Origin of the sequence: Micromonospora sp. C31 (assembly GCF_018070575.1) — a bacterium.
Taxonomy (GTDB): domain Bacteria; phylum Actinomycetota; class Actinomycetes; order Mycobacteriales; family Micromonosporaceae; genus Micromonospora.
Genome location: NZ_JAGPXN010000013.1, coordinates 99938 through 115820 on the forward strand (window position 1 = coordinate 99938; position 15883 = coordinate 115820).

16 protein-coding genes are annotated in these 15883 nt (G+C 73.7%); 8 read left to right on the forward strand and 8 right to left on the reverse strand.

Going from position 1 to position 15883, the window contains the following annotated elements; translation table 11 throughout:
- Positions 1-81: 81 nt before the first annotated feature.
- Complete coding sequence (locus KBX06_RS18395; protein ID WP_210836478.1) at positions 82-1002, reverse strand: DUF72 domain-containing protein; 921 nt, start codon at positions 1000-1002, stop codon at positions 82-84.
- Between the two features lie 131 nt (positions 1003-1133).
- Here KBX06_RS18395 and KBX06_RS18400 point away from each other — a divergent pair, with 131 nt between their 5' ends.
- The 5 genes from KBX06_RS18400 (at position 1134) to KBX06_RS18420 (ending at position 5443) form a co-directional block, all read left to right on the forward strand.
- Positions 1134-1637: a DinB family protein gene (locus KBX06_RS18400; protein WP_210836481.1), complete on the forward strand. Its 504-nt coding sequence runs from the start codon at positions 1134-1136 to the stop codon at positions 1635-1637.
- Between the two features lie 129 nt (positions 1638-1766).
- A complete protein-coding gene (locus tag KBX06_RS18405) occupies positions 1767-2663 on the forward strand; it encodes a hypothetical protein (RefSeq protein WP_210836482.1) in 897 nt (298 codons plus the stop codon).
- A gap of 190 nt (positions 2664-2853) precedes the next feature.
- The gene (locus tag KBX06_RS18410; RefSeq protein ID WP_210836487.1) at positions 2854-3900 is read left to right on the forward strand and encodes an NAD(P)-dependent alcohol dehydrogenase; all 1047 of its coding nucleotides are present in this window, start codon (positions 2854-2856) and stop codon (positions 3898-3900) included.
- Positions 3901-3924: 24 nt separating this feature from the next.
- A complete protein-coding gene (locus tag KBX06_RS18415; protein WP_210836488.1) occupies positions 3925-4440 on the forward strand; it encodes a 2'-5' RNA ligase family protein in 516 nt (171 codons plus the stop codon).
- A 136-nt stretch (positions 4441-4576) separates the two neighbouring features.
- Positions 4577-5443 (forward strand): S1 family peptidase, encoded by an 867-nt coding sequence (locus KBX06_RS18420; RefSeq protein WP_210836490.1) that lies wholly within the window; start codon positions 4577-4579, stop codon positions 5441-5443.
- 55 nt (positions 5444-5498) lie between these two features.
- Here the strand turns inward: KBX06_RS18420 and KBX06_RS18425 are convergent, their stop codons facing one another.
- The 4 genes from KBX06_RS18425 to KBX06_RS18440 all read right to left on the reverse strand — a co-directional run bounded on the left by KBX06_RS18425 (position 5499) and on the right by KBX06_RS18440 (position 9979).
- Entirely contained in the window at positions 5499-6419 is a 921-nt protein-coding gene (locus KBX06_RS18425; protein WP_210836492.1) for a carbohydrate ABC transporter permease, read from the reverse strand.
- A 37-nt stretch (positions 6420-6456) separates the two neighbouring features.
- Positions 6457-7407: a carbohydrate ABC transporter permease gene (locus tag KBX06_RS18430; RefSeq protein WP_210836494.1), complete on the reverse strand. Its 951-nt coding sequence runs from the start codon at positions 7405-7407 to the stop codon at positions 6457-6459.
- A 10-nt stretch (positions 7408-7417) separates the two neighbouring features.
- Positions 7418-8767: an extracellular solute-binding protein gene (locus tag KBX06_RS18435; protein ID WP_210836496.1), complete on the reverse strand. Its 1350-nt coding sequence runs from the start codon at positions 8765-8767 to the stop codon at positions 7418-7420.
- A 135-nt stretch (positions 8768-8902) separates the two neighbouring features.
- Complete coding sequence (locus KBX06_RS18440; protein ID WP_210836503.1) at positions 8903-9979, reverse strand: PIN domain-containing protein; 1077 nt, start codon at positions 9977-9979, stop codon at positions 8903-8905.
- Positions 9980-10133: 154 nt separating this feature from the next.
- On the opposite strand from KBX06_RS18440, the gene KBX06_RS18445 reads away from it, so the two are divergent.
- The gene (locus KBX06_RS18445) at positions 10134-11318 is read left to right on the forward strand and encodes an endonuclease (RefSeq protein ID WP_247686169.1); all 1185 of its coding nucleotides are present in this window, start codon (positions 10134-10136) and stop codon (positions 11316-11318) included.
- Positions 11319-11436: 118 nt separating this feature from the next.
- Here KBX06_RS18445 and KBX06_RS18450 read toward each other — a convergent pair whose 3' ends face one another.
- Positions 11437-12069 (reverse strand): hypothetical protein, encoded by a 633-nt coding sequence (locus KBX06_RS18450; RefSeq protein WP_210836508.1) that lies wholly within the window; start codon positions 12067-12069, stop codon positions 11437-11439.
- Positions 12070-12298: 229 nt separating this feature from the next.
- Here KBX06_RS18450 and KBX06_RS18455 point away from each other — a divergent pair, with 229 nt between their 5' ends.
- Positions 12299-13099, forward strand: a complete 801-nt coding sequence (locus tag KBX06_RS18455) for a crotonase/enoyl-CoA hydratase family protein (RefSeq protein ID WP_210836510.1) — start codon at positions 12299-12301, stop codon at positions 13097-13099.
- Between the two features lie 110 nt (positions 13100-13209).
- Here the strand turns inward: KBX06_RS18455 and KBX06_RS18460 are convergent, their stop codons facing one another.
- Positions 13210-14304 (reverse strand): sugar kinase, encoded by a 1095-nt coding sequence (locus KBX06_RS18460; protein WP_210836512.1) that lies wholly within the window; start codon positions 14302-14304, stop codon positions 13210-13212.
- A 3-nt stretch (positions 14305-14307) separates the two neighbouring features.
- Positions 14308-14973: a bifunctional 4-hydroxy-2-oxoglutarate aldolase/2-dehydro-3-deoxy-phosphogluconate aldolase gene (gene eda, locus KBX06_RS18465; protein WP_210836513.1), complete on the reverse strand. Its 666-nt coding sequence runs from the start codon at positions 14971-14973 to the stop codon at positions 14308-14310.
- A 54-nt stretch (positions 14974-15027) separates the two neighbouring features.
- On the opposite strand from eda, the gene KBX06_RS18470 reads away from it, so the two are divergent.
- A complete protein-coding gene (locus KBX06_RS18470) occupies positions 15028-15804 on the forward strand; it encodes an IclR family transcriptional regulator (RefSeq protein WP_210836514.1) in 777 nt (258 codons plus the stop codon).
- The last annotated feature ends 79 nt before the right edge of the window (positions 15805-15883 follow it).

The following is a 15883-nucleotide window of genomic DNA, read 5'->3' on the forward strand; positions in this document are numbered from 1 at the left end:
ACGATCCCCGTCCGGTGGCGGCCGGCCGGGCGGGACTCGCGGCCGGGCGATCCGTGCCGGGCGGCACGTGGCGCGGCGTGGTCAGGAGCGCGTACCGGCCCCCGCCCGCGCCGGGCGGCCCCGCCCCGCCGGCTGCACGCCCAGCAGCCCGGCGAGCCGCGCGGCGTCACGTTGGGCCTGGCCGGAGCAGCAGTTGTTGAACAGGGCGTGCAGCTCCCCCGCCTGCCCGGCCAGCTCGATGAGCAGCTCCGACCAGCGACGGAGTTCCTCGTCGCCGTACGCGTAGCGGAACTTCTCCTGCTTGTCGCCGGTCTCCCAGGCGGTGCTGTGCCCGTGGAACCGCACGACCGCCAGCTCCGCCGTGGCGAACAGGATGGGCGGCACCGAGGAGGGGTGCCCCTGCGGCATGTCGACGCAGACGAACGACAGCCCACGCTCCCGCAGGGACGCGAGCGTGTCCGGTGCCGCCGGGCCCTCGAACCAGGACCCGTGGCGCAGCTCGACGGCGACCCGCCAGGGCCGGCACCGCTCCGCCAGTTCGGCGATGCGCCGCTCGGCGGCGGCCCCCCGGGCCAGCCACGGCGGGAACTGGAGCAGGACCGCGCCGAGCCGGTCGGCCGCCGCGATCGGGTCCAGCGCCGCCCGGAACCGGTTCCACAACTCGTCGTACGCGGCCGCCGGGAGGTCCCGGCGGCGGACCCGGCTCGGGCCGCCGGCCGGGCGCAGGTCGCGGGGCAGCGCCGTCACCGGGGTCGGGTGGCCGGTGAAGAGGCTGAACGCCTTGACGTCGAAGGTGAAGCCCTCGGGCGTGGCGTCGACCCAGCCCTGCGTCGTCTCCGGCGCGGGGACCGCGTAGTAGGAGGTGTCCACCTCGACCAGCGGGAAGCGCCCGGCGTAGAAGTCGAGGCGGCCGGCCGGGGTGTTGGCCGCGCGGGGATACCAGCCCGAGCGCAGCAGCGTCTGGTCCGCCCAGGACGACGTGCCAACCTTGATCACACCCATGTGATCAGTGCACCCCGGACGGGACGGAACGGCAACCGGTGGCGGAAACCCGGCGTTCGGGACCCGGTTCGCTGTCGGTGGGCGGCTCTACCCTGGGCCGCGTCCGAAGGAGCCCAGAAGGGAGCGTGGCGATGACCACGACCGATCAGTTGACCGGCGAGCGAGCCGACCTGGTGGAGGCGCTGCGCCTGCATCGAGGTTTCCTGCGGCAGACCGTCGCGGGGCTGACCGACGAGCAGGCCGCCGCCCGCAGCACCGTCAGCGAGCTGTGTCCCGGTGGCCTGATCAAGCACGTCACGCAGGTGGAGCAGCGGTGGATGCGGTTCGTCGTCGGCGGCGCCGAGGCGATGACCAGCGAGCCGCTCGACTGGGCGGGCCAGTTCCGCATGCACGCGGGCGAGACGCTGGAGGGGCTGCTCGCCGACTACGCCCGGGTGGCCGCCGCGACCGACGAACTGGTCGGCACCGTCGACCTGGACGCCACCCACCCGCTGCCGCAGGCCCCCTGGTTCGAGCCCGGCGCGAGCTGGTCGACCCGCCGCGTCCTGCTGCACCTCGTCGCCGAGACGTCCCAGCACGCCGGGCACGCCGACATCCTGCGCGAGGCGATCGACGGCGCCAAGACGATGGGCTGAGCCGCGACCCGGTCCCCACCCCCGCGTTTGTCGAAGGTCACATTCCGCGTTTGTCGAAGGTCACACTGCGCCCCGTGTGACGACCCGGCGGCCCGTGGCGCTGAGGGACACGAGATGAAAGCACACCGGATGGACCAGGAAACCGTCGAGCGGCTGCTCGGCGGTCCGGTCCTCGACCCGCAGGACGGGCCGCGTCCCGTCGCGTCGCTGCTGACCGCGGTCCGCGCCGCGCCCCACGCCCGCGAGCTGGCCGGGGAGGAGGCCGCCGTACGGGCCTACCGGCTGGCCCGGGCGGGGAGCCCTCAGGGTCTGCCGGAGCCGCGCCGCCGCGCCCTCGCGGGGTTCGGCGTCCGCGCCGCGCTGGCCGGTGCCGCTCTCGCGCTGACCGGCGGGGTGGCCCTCGCCGCCACCGGGGGGTCGCTGCCCCACCCGCTGCGGGCTCCGGCACCCACCAGCGCCGCTCCCGCGCCTGCCCCCGGCAGGGACGCCTCCCCCACGGCGATTCCCGACCCGCCCTCCGCCCCGACGCGCGGGGTGGACGGCGGACCGGAACCGGACGCGGCCGTGCGGGAGTCCTGCCGGGCGTACCGGGCCGACGCAGCCGGCGGTTCGCTCGACGCCGCCGCCTTCGCCGACCTGGTCCACGCCGCCGGTGGCCGCGGGGAGGTGGCCGGCTACTGCGAGCGGGTGCTGGCCGACGCGCCGCCGAGCCCCGCGCCGCGGGGCAGCCGGTCCGGCCGGCCCGGCGTCGACCCGTCCGGCCCGCCGGGAGCGGAACCGACCGGGCGACCCGGAGTCGACCCGACGACCCGCCCGGGCGCGGAGCCGACGGCCCGCCCGGGAGCCGGCCCCACGGCCCGCCCGGGAGCCGACCCCACGGCCCGCCCGGCAGCCGAGCCGACGAACCGCCCGGGTACGGAGCCGACCGGCCGGCGGTCGGGGCCGCCCACGGTGTCGCCGTCGGAGGCGGTCGCGCGAACGGCCCGCCCCGAGCCCGTCGTCGGCCGCGTGCCGTCGCCCGGGTGACCTCGGCGCGGGGTGGCTGGCAGCTTCGCCCCGCCGAGTCCGCGGCTCGACGCGTGGCGACCGGGGCCCGGGCCGCCGGGGCGCCGCTCACCCGCACGGGGTGAACCGGCCCGCCGCAGGGAGCCGTTTGGTCGACCGCTGAACGGGCAGCCGGAAGTCGGACCGGAAGCGGGAGAACAGGAGGCGTCCCATGCGTGCACTGCGGTTGCCGGGCTGGAAGTCGGAGCCCGAACTGGTCGAGGTCGACGAGCCGGCCCCCGGCCCGGGTCAGGTGGTGGTGAAGATCGGCGGTGCCGGAGCGTGCCACTCCGACCTGCACCTGATGCACGACTTCGAGGCAGGCGCGGTGCCCTGGAACCCGCCGTTCACCCTCGGCCACGAGAACGCCGGCTGGGTGCACGCGCTCGGCGACGGGGTGACCGGGTTGACGGTGGGCCAGCCGGTGGCCGTGTACGGGCCATGGGGCTGCGGCACCTGTGCCCGCTGCCGGGTGGGCGTCGACCCGTACTGCGAGAACGTCGCCGAGGCGCCGGTGCCCGGCGGGGGCGGTGGCCTCGGCCTGGACGGCGGCATGGCCGACCACATGCTGGTGCCGCAGGCCCGGCAGGTCGTGCCGCTGCCCGACGGGCTCGACCCGGTGCTGGCCGCGCCGCTGACCGACGCGGGGCTCACCCCGTACCACGCGATCCGCCGTTCCTCAGCGAAGCTCGGCCCGACCAGCACCGCCGTGGTGATCGGCGTGGGCGGGCTCGGGCATGTCGGCGTACAGATCCTCAAGGCCACCACGGCGGCCCGGGTGATCGCGGTGGACACCCGCGAGGAGGCGCTGAAGCTCGGCGAGGAGTGCGGCGCCGACCTCACGATGCTCTCCGGCGAGGGCACCGCCGAGGAGATCCGCCAGGCCACCGGCGGCCGGGGCGCCGACGTGGTCCTGGACTTCGTCGGCGCCGACGCCACCCTCGCGCTCGGTGCCGCCGCCGTCCGCACCCTCGGCGACCTCACCATCGTCGGCATCGGCGGCGGCACCCTGCCGGTGAGCTTCTTCTCGGTGCCGTACGAGGTGAGCATCCAGACCACGTACTGGGGCAGCCGGCCGGAACTCATCGAGGTGCTCGAACTGGGCGCCCGGGGTCTGGTGAAGCCGAAGGCCAGCACCTTCTCGCTGGACGAGGCGGTCGTCGCGTACCGGAAGATGGCCGACGGCACGCTGGAGGGCCGGGCCGTCGTCGTGCCGTGACCACCGCGCCCCTAGAGTGATCATGTGGTCGCGGCGCTGGAGCTCTACCTGGACACCGACGCCACCCGGCGGATCCGGGTGCTCTGGGACGCGCTGGAGTCCGAGGGCGTGCAGAGCATGCGGTCGCTGCTGGAGCAGCGCCACCGGCCGCACGTCTCGCTCGCCGTCGCGCCCCGCTTCGATCCGGAGCGGGTCGCGGCGGCGCTGCGCGGGACGGTGGTGGCCGCGCCGCTGCGGCTGAGTTTCGCGCACGCCGGGCAGTTCGTCGGCCGGGTGCTGTGGCTGGGCCCGACCCCCACCGTCGAACTGCTGGCGCACCACGCGCGGGTGCACGGCCGGCTGGCCGAGGCGGGCGTTCCGCTGGTCGAGCACTACCAGCCGGGGCGTTGGGTGCCGCACTGCACGCTGTCGATGCGGGTGCCGAACGCCCTGATGGCCGCCGCCGTACGCCGCTGCCTGGAGGTGCTGCCGCTGGAGGCGACCGTGGTCGGCGCGGCCCTCACCGACCATGCCCGGGGCATCTCCCACCCGCTGCCGTAGCCGGGTTGCCCCGATGCCGCCGACGCCGTCGCCGTCGGTGGCACCCGCACGGGCCGGACCGACCGGCCGCTTGTCCGCGTCATGCCCGGGGGTGGATCCTGTAGGGAATCGACAGAGACGAATCCATGGAGGTTCGATGCGTCGTCTCCCGCCCGCTCTGCTCCTGCTCGCCGCGCTGCTGCTCGGCCTGCCGGCGCCCGTCCACGCCGCCACCGCCCACGCCGCCACCGCCCACGCCGATGCCGCCCACGCGGCGGCCACGCTGGCACAGGTCCGTACCGCCGGCACCGCCTGGGGCCTCGACCCCGCCACCGGCCGGATGACCCTGACCGTCGACGACACCGTCTCCGCCCGTGACGTGGCCGCGCTGCGGGCGACCGCCGCCCGGGCCGGCGCGGTGCTCCGGCACGAGCCGGGTGAGCTGCGCCTGCTCATCGCCGGCGGGCAGCCGATCTACGGCGGCGGCGCGCGGTGTTCCCTCGGCGCCAACGTCCGCAGCGGCAGAACCTACTACTTCGTCACCGCCGGCCACTGCACCGCCGCAGCCGCCACGTGGTACGCCGACAGCGGGCGGACCATCGTCCTCGGCACCCGGGCGGGCAGCAGCTTCCCCGGCAACGACTACGGGCTGGTCCGCTACACGAGCCGGGTCGCCCATCCCAGCGCCGTGTACACCTACCCCGGCCTGCTCACCATCAACGGCGCCGGCAACGCCCACATCGGCCAGACGGTCTGTCGCAGCGGTTCCACGACCGGGGTGCGCTGCGGCACGGTCACCGGCCTCAACGTGACCGTGAACTTCGCCGGCGGCGCCGTATTCGGCCTGATCAGGACCAACATCTGCGCCGAGCCGGGCGACAGCGGCGGGCCGCTCTACGTCCCCGGCACCGGCGTCGTCCTCGGCATCCTCTCCGGTGGCAGTGGCAACTGCACCACCGGCGGCACCACCTACTACCAGCCGATCACCGAGATCCTGGCCGCGTACGGCCTGACCATCCCCTGAGCCGACCACGTGCCCGGTCCGGCCCGCGCGACGGGCCGGGCCGGGCACGGCGGATTCAGCCCTTGCGGCCGGAGGTGGCGATGCCCTCGACGAAGTGCCGCTGGGCGAGGAAGAACAGCACCAGCATCGGCACGGTCGCGATGACGCTGCCCGCGAGCACGACCTCCCACTGCTGCTCGCCGCCGTAGCCGAAGCGGTCCAGCACCACCTTGAGCCCGCGCGGAAGGGTGTACAGCTCCTCGTCGCGCAGGTAGATCAGCGGCTTCATCAGGTCGGTCCAGCTCGCCTTGAACTCGAAGACGAACGCCACCAGCAGGGCGGGACGGATCAGCGGGAAGGCCAGCTTCCAGAACAGCTGCGGGTAGCTCGCCCCGTCGACCCGGGCCGCCTCGAAGTACTCCCGGGGCAGCGAGAGCAGGAACTGCCGCAGCAGGAAGATGTAGAACGCCGAGCCGAACAGGTTGCCCGCCCACAGCGGCACCTGGGTGCCGGTCAGCCGCAGTTCCGTCCAGATCAGGTACGTCGGGATCATGGTCACCGCGAACGGCAGCATCATCGTCGCGAGCACCAGGCCGAACAGCAGGTCGCGCCCCGGGAACCGGAAGTACGCGAAGCCGAACGCCACCCATGCGCTGGACAGCGTCACCGCGAGCGCCGCCGCCGTGCCGACCACCACGCTGTTGAGCAGCCAGGTGACCATCGGCACCGCCTGCCACGCGTCGGCGTAGTTCTCCGGCGCGAACGGGGTGGGCAGGAACCCGCCGGAGAAGACGTACTCGCGGGGTCGCAGCGAGGCACCGATCAGCCAGACGAACGGCAGCATGAACACCACGGCGACGCCGACGAGGGCGACCACGAACAGCACCCGCTGCCAGAGCGGGCGCCTGCTCTGCTCAACCGCCGTCCGGCGGTCGGCGCCGCCCGGCGCGGTCGCGGGTACGGGGGCGGCGACGGCCCGCTCGACCGTGGCCGTCACGACCGGTCCCCCTCGGCCCGCCGGCTGCTGTCTCCCGTCACGGCTGGTCCCCCTCGTAGTACACGAACCGGTTGCCGAGCTTCACCTGCACCAGCGTGATGATCAGGATGATCACGAAAAGCAGCCAGGCCATCGCGGAGGCGAAGCCCATGTGCAGGAACTGGAACGCCTCCTGGAACAGGTGGATCACATAGAACGACGCCGCGTCGCTGTTGAACGCCCCCTGCGTCTGCCGGTTGCCGAAATACATGGTGTAGACCTCGGTGAACATCTGCAGCGACGAGATGGTGTTGACGATCAGCGTGAAGAACAGCGCGCCCGAGATCATCGGCAGCGTCACGTGCCGGAACCGCGCCCAGCCGCCGGCGCCGTCGATGCTCGCCGCCTCGTACAGGTCGCGCGGCACGTTCTGCAACGCGGCCAGGTAGATGATCACGGTGGAGCCGAGGCTCCACAGGCCCATCAGGACGATGCCGGGCATCACCCAGTCCGGGTCGGTGGTCCAGCTCGGACCCTCGATCCCGACCAGGGCGAGGCCGCGGTTGAGCAATCCGTCCTGGGTGTTGAGCAGGAGCAGGAACAGGATGCCCACGGCCACCGCCGGGGTCATCACCGGCAGGTAGAAGACGGTACGGAAGAAGCCCTGCAACCGCCCCACCCGCTTGAGCAGCAGCGCCAGCCCCAGCGAGATGGCCATCACCAGCGGCACGTGCAGGACGGTGTAGTAGACGGTGTTGCCCAGGCTGCGCGCCACCATCGGGTCGGCCATCAGCTCCCGGTAGTTGTCCAGGCCGGTGTAGCGGGGGGCGTTGATCGCGTCGTACTCCGTGAGGCTGAGCCAGGCGCTGGCGATCATCGGCCCGGCGTTGAAGACCAGGAACCCGACGATCCACGGCGCCAGGAAGAGGTACGCCCAGCGCGCCTCCCGCCGGGCCAGCGGCGTACGACGCCGCCGGCCGGCTGGAGCGGGGACGGTGGTGGTGGCCATCCCCCGAGGCCTACTTCGACGCCTTGTCGAGGGCGGCGGTCGCCTCCTGCTGGGCGCGGGCGAGCGCCTCCGCCGGCTGTGCCTGGCCGGAGAGGACCCGGTTGACCGCGTCCGTCCACGCCTTGTCGAACTCGGCGCCGGCGGGCGAGGCCGGCATCGCGAACGCGGCGTCCTGCACGGAGCGGATGGTGGCCACGGCGTCGTCGAAGCGCCTGTTGCCGGTGGGCTGGTAGAGCTCGTCGAAGATCCGCTGGTCGGCGGTGACGTTGCCCGTGTAGACGCCGGTGAACGGCTGGCCGGCGGCCCTGCGCGCGTCGGCGCGGGCCTTGGCGGCGGCGACCCAGGTGTCGGTGGCGGTGACCTTCTTCATGAACGCGCACGCGGCGTCCGGGTTCTTCGCGCCCTTGGGAACCACCCAGGCCAGCCCGGAGGAGAGGGTCACCGGCCTGCCCTGCCGGTCGACGAACGGCCTGACCACCAGTTCGGCCTTCGGGGTGTTCTTGGCGGCCTGGTTGAGGAACCACTCCTCCATCGGCCAGGCGACGATCTGGTTCTTGGCGAGCGGGTTCTGCGCGCCGAAGAAGTCGAACGTGTCGCGGAAGGACTTGAACCTGCCCCAGCCGGCCTGGTCCTGGATCAGCTTGATCCCCGTGGTGAGCGCCTCGACCAGCCTCGGGTCGTCGAGGTTGGCCTTCGTACCGTCGGCGGAGAGCATGTCGACGCCGTTGGCCTTGGCCCACATGGGCAGGAACTCGGGGATCTTCGGGTCGATGCCGATGCGGGAGAGCCGGCCGCCGGAGACGGTGGCCAGCCTGGCGTTGAGCGCGGGCAGCCCGGCCCAGTCCGCGAGGTCGACGTCGGCGGGGGTCAGGCCCTCCTGCCGCAGCAGCGCCTCGTTGAGGTACACCACCCGGACGCTGGAGAACTCGGGGACGCCGTAGACGGCGCCGTCGAGGGTGACCTGTTCCTTCGCGGCCGGCCGGTACTGCCCCATGTCGATGTCCTGCTTGTCGACGCAGTCGGTCAGCGGCTGGATGGAGCCACGTCTGGCGTAGGTGCCGATCAGCTTGCGGTCCATGTACACCAGGTCCGGCGGGTTGCCGGAGGCGACGGCGGAGAGGAACTGCTGCTCGTCGAACCCACCCTCGGTGATCTTCAGGTCGACGCCGGGGTTGTCGCGCCTGAACGCGTCGACGCGCGTGGTCGCGATCTCGTCCGACAGCCCGAAACCCATCGTGGACAGCGTGCCCTCGGTCGCGGTACCGCCGCCCTCGTCGCCGTCTCCGCCGACGCCCCCACACCCGCTGACCGCCAGGGCGAGCACCCCGACCAGCGCAGCCGTACGCACCATCCGTGTCATGACGTTCCTTCCGGACCCGGCGGGCGGCTCTGCCCGCGCGAGGCGCACTTCTCCGCTCGGCAGCGCTTCTAAACGTCCGAAGTGGATCAGTTTCCGCGCGACGTCCGCCCCGACGCCGACGGCCGGGAGGACGGGTCAGACGGCCGGCGGGGTGAGGAGGTAGTCGTCGGCCTCGGAGCTCCACCTCAGCTCGACCACGCCACTGGTGGCCGCCGCCTTGCAGAACTGGAGGAAGCTGCGGTAACCCAGCTTCTTCTCGCTGAAGTCGGGCCGCGCCCGGCGCAGCTGGTTCTTGAGGCCGGAGAGCGCCACCGCGCCCTCGTCGCCGGCGAGGTCCGCCACCACCGAGCCGAGCAGCCCGAACGCCACCTCACGGTCGCCGTGCTCGGGCAGGGACACCTCGGGGTCGCCCTTGGCGGGCCCCTCCGCCAGCTCGACCACGTTGTGCTGGGCGAGGTGGCGCATCAGCTCCCCGAAGGTGCGGAACCCGTAGTCGGACTCGCTGAACGTCGGGTCCTTGCGCAGCAGGGTGCGCTTCAGCGTCGAGGCCGTCACCTCGCCGCTCGAACTGCCCTGGAGGCCGGCGACGGTCTGGGCCACGAACACGGCGAGCGTGTCGACGTCCCGGGCGGCCTCCTCGGCCGCCGGCTGCGGCTCGGGCTCCTGCTCCACCCGCGGCACGTCGGGGTTGGGCAGGCGGGCCGGGCGGCCCCGCCGGACCCGGGCGGGAGGGATGTCGACGCCCTCCAACCGGTCGTAGTAGAGGAACTCGTCGCACGCGGGCGGCAGCAGCGCCGAGGTCGAATTCTCCACGCCCACGCCGATCACGCGCTTGTTGAGCTCACGGAGCTTGTGGACCAGCGGGGTGAAGTCGCTGTCGCCGGTGCAGATGACGAAGGTCGAGATGTAGCCGCGCTCGAAGGCCAACTCCACCGCGTCCACGGCCATCTTGATGTCGGCGGCGTTCTTGCGGGAGGCACCCATCCGCTGCGGAATCTCGATGAGCTCGACGTGCGAGCGGGTGAGCATCCGCCGGTCCTCGTCGAAGTAGGACCAGTCCGCGTACGCCCGACGCACCACCACCCGGCCGCGCTCGGCGAGGGCGTCGGCGATGGGACGGAAGTCGAAGGCCGCGCCGCCGAGGTGGTCGCGGGCCCCCAGCGCGAGGTTCTCGTAGTCGAGGAAGAGGGCGATGCGGTCTTCGTGATCCACGCAGGTCAGCCTACCCCCGGCGGAATGCCGCACCGTCCCGGTCCGGCACCGCCCGGCGCGTCGCCACGGCGGCCTGCCCCGGGCGTGGGTGAAAAGTTGCGCTCCCGATCTCCCGGCGTTCACCCCCGCACCGCTAGCATCGCTGCTCATGAATATGAGGAGCAGTGCCCGCTCAGGGCCCAGAAGGCTGGCGACGGCGTTCGCGCTCGCCGTCGCGCTGGTGGCGCCCGTGGCGGTGACGGCGGCGGCGTCGGCCGCCACCACCCTGACCGTGACCCAGGCGCTCGCCGCGCAGGACGGTCGGACGGCCGCCGTGACCGGCTACGTCATCGGCCAGCCGACCAGCAGCACGACGGTGCTCAGGTCCGGCTTCACCTCGGACACCGCGATCGCGATCGCCGACACGGCGGCCGAGACCGGCCCGAGCCGGATGCTCTACGTCCAGGTCACCGCCGCCTACCGCAGCACGTTCGGGCTGCTCACCAACCCGGGCCTGCGGGGCCAGCGGATCACCGCCACCGGGGCGCTCACCGCCTACTTCAGCCACGGCGGCCTGAAGAACCCGACGGCGATGACCCTCGGCGGCACCGCTCCCTCGCCGAGCCAGTCGCCGACGCCGGGTCCGACCCCCACCGCCCCCGGCGGCGGATACGACTCGACCTACTACGCCAACGCGGTCGGCAAGTCCGGCACCGCGCTGCGCAGCTCGCTGCACTCGATCATCAAGGTGCAGACGAAGCTCTCCTACGACCAGGTGTGGGAGGCGCTGCGGGACACTGACCAGGACCCGGCGAACAGCAGCAACGTCATCCTGCTCTACACCGGGCGGTCGCAGAGCAAGACCAGCAACGGCGGCGGCGTCAACGACTGGAACCGCGAGCACGTCTGGGCCAAGTCGCACGGCGACTTCGGCACCTCGACCGGCCCGGGCACCGACGTCCACCACCTACGGCCGACCGACGCCTCGGTGAACTCGACGCGCGGCAGCAAGGACTTCGACAACGGCGGCAGCCCCGTCGGCGAGGCGCCGGGCTGCTACACCGACGCCGACTCGTGGGAGCCGCGCAACGCGGTCAAGGGCGACGTGGCACGCATGATCATGTATATGGCGATCCGGTACGAGGGCACCGACGGCTGGCCCGACCTGGAGCTGAACCAGTCGGTCAACAACGGCACCGCGCCGTACCACGGCCGGATGTCGGTGCTGCTCCAGTGGAACCAGGCCGATCCGCCGGACGCCTTCGAGAAGCGCCGCAACCAGCGGATCTACGAGCGCTGGCAGGGCAACCGGAACCCGTTCGTCGACCACCCGGAGTGGGCGACCGCCATCTGGGGCTGATCCGCCCCCGCCCCACGTCGCGGCCGGTCCCCCCGCTCCGGGACCGGCCGCGCGCCGCCCCCCGGCGTGCTGGGCGGTCTCGGCGAGGTGCCCCCCGCCCGGGTCCGCGCGGTTCGGCTCAGCGCCGGCGGGCGTACGCCAGCGGCAGCGGGCTCGACTGGCCGCTGAACGTGCCGGTCAGCACGGCGCCCTCCGACGCGGTGCCGCCGTCGAGGCGGCGGACGACTGCCAGCTCCACGGCGTCGGTGACGATGACGGTGAGGTCGTCGTCCAGCACGCTGCGTACGGCGCCGACGGGCGGGACCTCGGCACCCCGGGTGCCGCTGCCGGCGATGGCCATCGACAGCTCGCGGTACTCCCGCCGGCCGTCGGTCTCGAAGAACTCCTCCGCCTGCCCGGCGTCGGCGAACACGGCAGCGGCCAGCGTCGCGGCGTAGACGGGGTCGGCACAGGCGTCGTAGACCCAGCGGCGACCGAGCACGGAGTGTTCGGTGGTGCCGACGAGCCACTCGTCGCCACCGTCGAGGGGTGCGCCGCGGTAGGTCAGGGGAACCTGGTGGATCGGCCCGTCGCCGGCCCGGACGAGCAGCGTCTCGACGCCGACGGCACCGGCCGGATCGTCGAACCGGTAGGCCGCCACGCGCTCGACGTCGCCGCTGGCCGGGCCCTGGTACCACGGCCGGCCGGGCAGCCACGCCGCCAGCAGTGCGAACTTCGTGGGGTGCATCCTCGCCCGGTGCAGCAGCGCCATACGTCGCATCGTAGGGGCACCGTCGGGCCCGGCGCTGACCCGACCGAGCCCGACGGCCCCGGGGCGGAGAGGTCCGGGCACCCGAGCCCCGGATCACGCGGTGGGGCAGCCCGGCGACGCGTACCAGGTCCCGCACGGTCGGGCGGCACGCGCCCCCGCCTTGCCGGGCCGACGGGCGTGTGGTTGGTTTCGGGGGCAGCCAGATCAGCGGCACAGCGAGGAGACGCGCGTGGACGACCCGGTTCTCGTCGAGCGGGACGGCCCCGTCCAGACGTGGACGATCAACCTGCCGGAGGCCCGCAACCCCATCTCCGGCGACGACGTGATCGACGCGTTGGTCGCCCGGGTCGACGCGGTCAACGCCGACCGGACGGTGCGGGCGGTCATCCTCACCGGCGCCGGCAGCGCCTTCTCCGCCGGCGGCAACGTCAAGGACATGGCGGAGCGGGTCGGCCTCTTCGGCGGCGCACCGCACGAGCTGCGCGACGGCTACCGCCGCGGCATCCAGCGGATCCCCCGGGCGATGTACGCGTGCGACGTGCCGCTGATCGCGGCGGTCAACGGGGCGGCGGTCGGCGCCGGCTGCGACCTGGCGCTCATGTGCGACCTGCGGATCGCCTCGGAGCGGGCGTTCTTCGCGGAGAGCTTCGTCAAGCTCGGCATCATCCCCGGCGACGGCGGCGCCTGGCTGCTGCCCCGGGCCGTCGGGGCGGCCCGGGCCGCCGAGATGGCGCTGACCGGTGACCGCGTCGACGCCGCGACCGCCCTCGAGTGGGGGCTGGTCTCCCGGGTCGTGCCGCACGACGAACTGCTCACCGAGGCGCGCCGGCTGGCCGACCGGGTGGCCGCGAACCCGCCGCACGCCGTACGGATGGCCAAGAAGCTGCTGCGCGAGTCCCAGCACCAGAGCCTCGACAGCATCCTGGAGCTCTCCGCCGCGATGCAGGCGCTGGCGCACCAGACCCGCGACCACGAGGAGGCGGTCCGGGCCTTCCTCGACCGGCGCGAGCCGCACTTCACCGGGGAGTGAGCGGGCCGGCCGGCCGGTGACGGCTGTGCCGCCGGAGCTGGCCGTCCCGCGGCTGTCGGGCCGTCGACCGGCCCCGGCCGGCCTCCCGGGTGCGGCGCAGCCCCGGCGGGTCAGCGCCGCACGCGCGCGCCGGTGCCCCGCACGAGCGCCTCCACCTCCCGGAGGCTGGCCATCGAGGTGTCGCCCGGCGTGGTCATCGCCAACGCGCCGTGCGCCGCGCCGTACTCGACGGCCGTGCCCAGGTCGCCCTTCTCCAGCAGGCCGTAGATCAGGCCGGAGGCGAAGCTGTCGCCGCCGCCGACCCGGTCCATGATCTCCAGGCGGGGCCGGTGGGTCGCCTCGACGAACTTCCCGTCGGCCCAGGCGATCGCGCCCCAGTCGTTGACGGTGGCGGTGCGCACCGTACGCAGGGTGGTGGCGACGACCTTGAAGTTGTCGTACTCGCTGGTGGCCGCCTCGATCATCCGCTGGAAGTTGGCCACCTCCAGCTCGGACAGGGAGGCGTCGGTGTCGGGCACCTCGAAGCCCAGCGAGGCGGTGAAGTCCTCCTCGTTGCCGATCATCACGTCGACGTAGCGGGCGAGCCGGCGGTTGACCTCCCGCGCGCGGTCCTGCCCGCCGACCGCCTTCCACAGGCTGGGCCGGTAGTTGAGGTCGTACGAGACGACGGTGCCGTGCCGGGCGGCGGCGGCCATCGCCGCCTCCATCGTCTCCGGGGTGGTCTCGGACAGGGCGGCGTAGATGCCGCCGGTGTGCAGCCACCGCACCCCCAGCGTGCCGAACAGGTGGTCCCAGTCGACCTGGTCGGCCCGGAGCTGGCTGGCGGCGCTGTGGCCGCGGTCGGACGTGCCGACCGCGCCCCGCACGCCGAAGCCGCGCTCGGTGAAGTTGAGGCCGTTGCGCACGGCGCGGCCGACCCCGTCGTAGGGCAGCCAGGTGACCAGGGACGTGTCGACTCCGCCCTGGAGCACGAGGTCCTCCAGCAACCGGCCCACCTCGTTGTCGGCGAACGCGGTGACCACGGCGGTCCGCAGCCCGAAGCAGCGGCGCAGCCCGCGTGCCACGTTGTACTCGCCGCCGCCCTCCCAGGCGCGGAAGGTGCGGGCGGTGCGCACCCGGCCCTCGCCCGGGTCGAGCCGCAGCATGATCTCGCCCAGGGAGACCAGGTCGTAGCGGCACTCGCCGGCCGGACGGATCGACAGCATGACTCAGGCCTCCGTGGTGGGTCGGGCGGCTTCGACTGCCGCGGCGGTGCGGGCGGCGACCTCGTCCCACCGTCCGGCGGCGATCAGGTCGGGGGCGACCATCCAGGTGCCGCCGACCGCCAGCACGGCGGGCAGGGCAAGGTAGTCCGCGAGGTTGCCGGTGTCGACCCCGCCGGTCGGGATGAACCGCACCGAGCGGAACGGAGCGGCGAGCGCCCTGATCATCGCGACGCCGCCGAGCTGCTCGGCGGGGAAGAACTTGACCGTGTCGAGCCCGGCGTCGAGGGCCATCTGGATCTCGGTGCCGGTGGCGACGCCGGGGAAGACGGGCACGCCCATCTCCTGGCAGCGCCGGACGACCGCCGGGGCGAACCCGGGGGTGACGACGAAGCGGGCGCCCGCCTCGACGGCCCGGTCGACCTGGGCCGGGGTCAGCACGGTGCCGGCGCCGACGAGCAGGTCGGCCCGCCCGGACATCACCCGGATCGCGTCGGCGGCGGCGTCGGTGCGGAAGGTCACCTCGGCCGAGCGCAGCCCGCCCCGGACGAGCGCGTCGGCCAGCGGGGCGGCGTCGCGGGCGGCGTCCAGCACGACGACCGGCAGGATCCGGGCCGCGACGACGGCCGCGACGACCGCACGCTTCTGTTCATCATCATGTACGCCAGTCACATACGTGACCCTAGCGGCGTCGGCCGGGCTGTCAACCCCGCTACAGTGGCGGTCATGACGCTGCCCGGCGGGTTCCAACCGGTGAAGTCCTCCACCCGGACTCTGGAGGTGCTCGAGGCGCTGGCCGACTCGCCGCAGCGGCGCTCCCTGGTCGACCTGGCCCGCGCGCTGGACATCCCGAAGAGCAGCCTGCACGGCATCCTGCGCACCATGACCCAGCGCGGCTGGGTGGAGAGCGACCCGACCGGCACCCGGTTCGGGCTCGGGGTGCGCGCGCTCCAGGTCGGCGCCGCGTACCTCACCAGTGACGACACCGTGGGCCTGCTCGGCGGGGTGCTCGACGACCTGTCCCGGCAGTTCGGCGAGACCGTCCACCTCGGACGGCTGGACGGCGCGCACATCGTCTACCTCGCCAAGCGTGAGTCGGTGCACCCGCTGCGGCTCTACAGCGCGATCGGCCGGCAACTGCCGGCGCACGCCACCGCCCTGGGCAAGGCGCTGCTCGCCGAGCGCCCGGACGACGCGCTCGACGGGCTGCTGAGCTGGCCGCTGCCCGCGCTCACCCCGCACACCGTCACCGACCGCGACGCGCTGCGCGCCGAACTCGCCGCCGTCCGGGAGCGCGGATACGCGGTGGACCGCGAGGAGAACACCGAGGGCATCGTCTGCTTCGCGGCGGCCGTACCCCTGGCGGCGCCGGCGACCGACGCGATCAGCCTGTCGGTGCCGGTGGCCCGGCTGGACGCCGCTGGCGAGGAGCGCGTCGCGGCCGCCCTGCGCCGGGCCGTCGACCAGGTCCGGGCGGCGCGCGGGCTGCTCTCGCCCGCCTGATCCGACGCCGCCCGGCGCTCCCGCCGCCCGCGACGGGTCCGGATGCGCACCGGCGGCGGGTGCCCCGGCCCCCGACGCA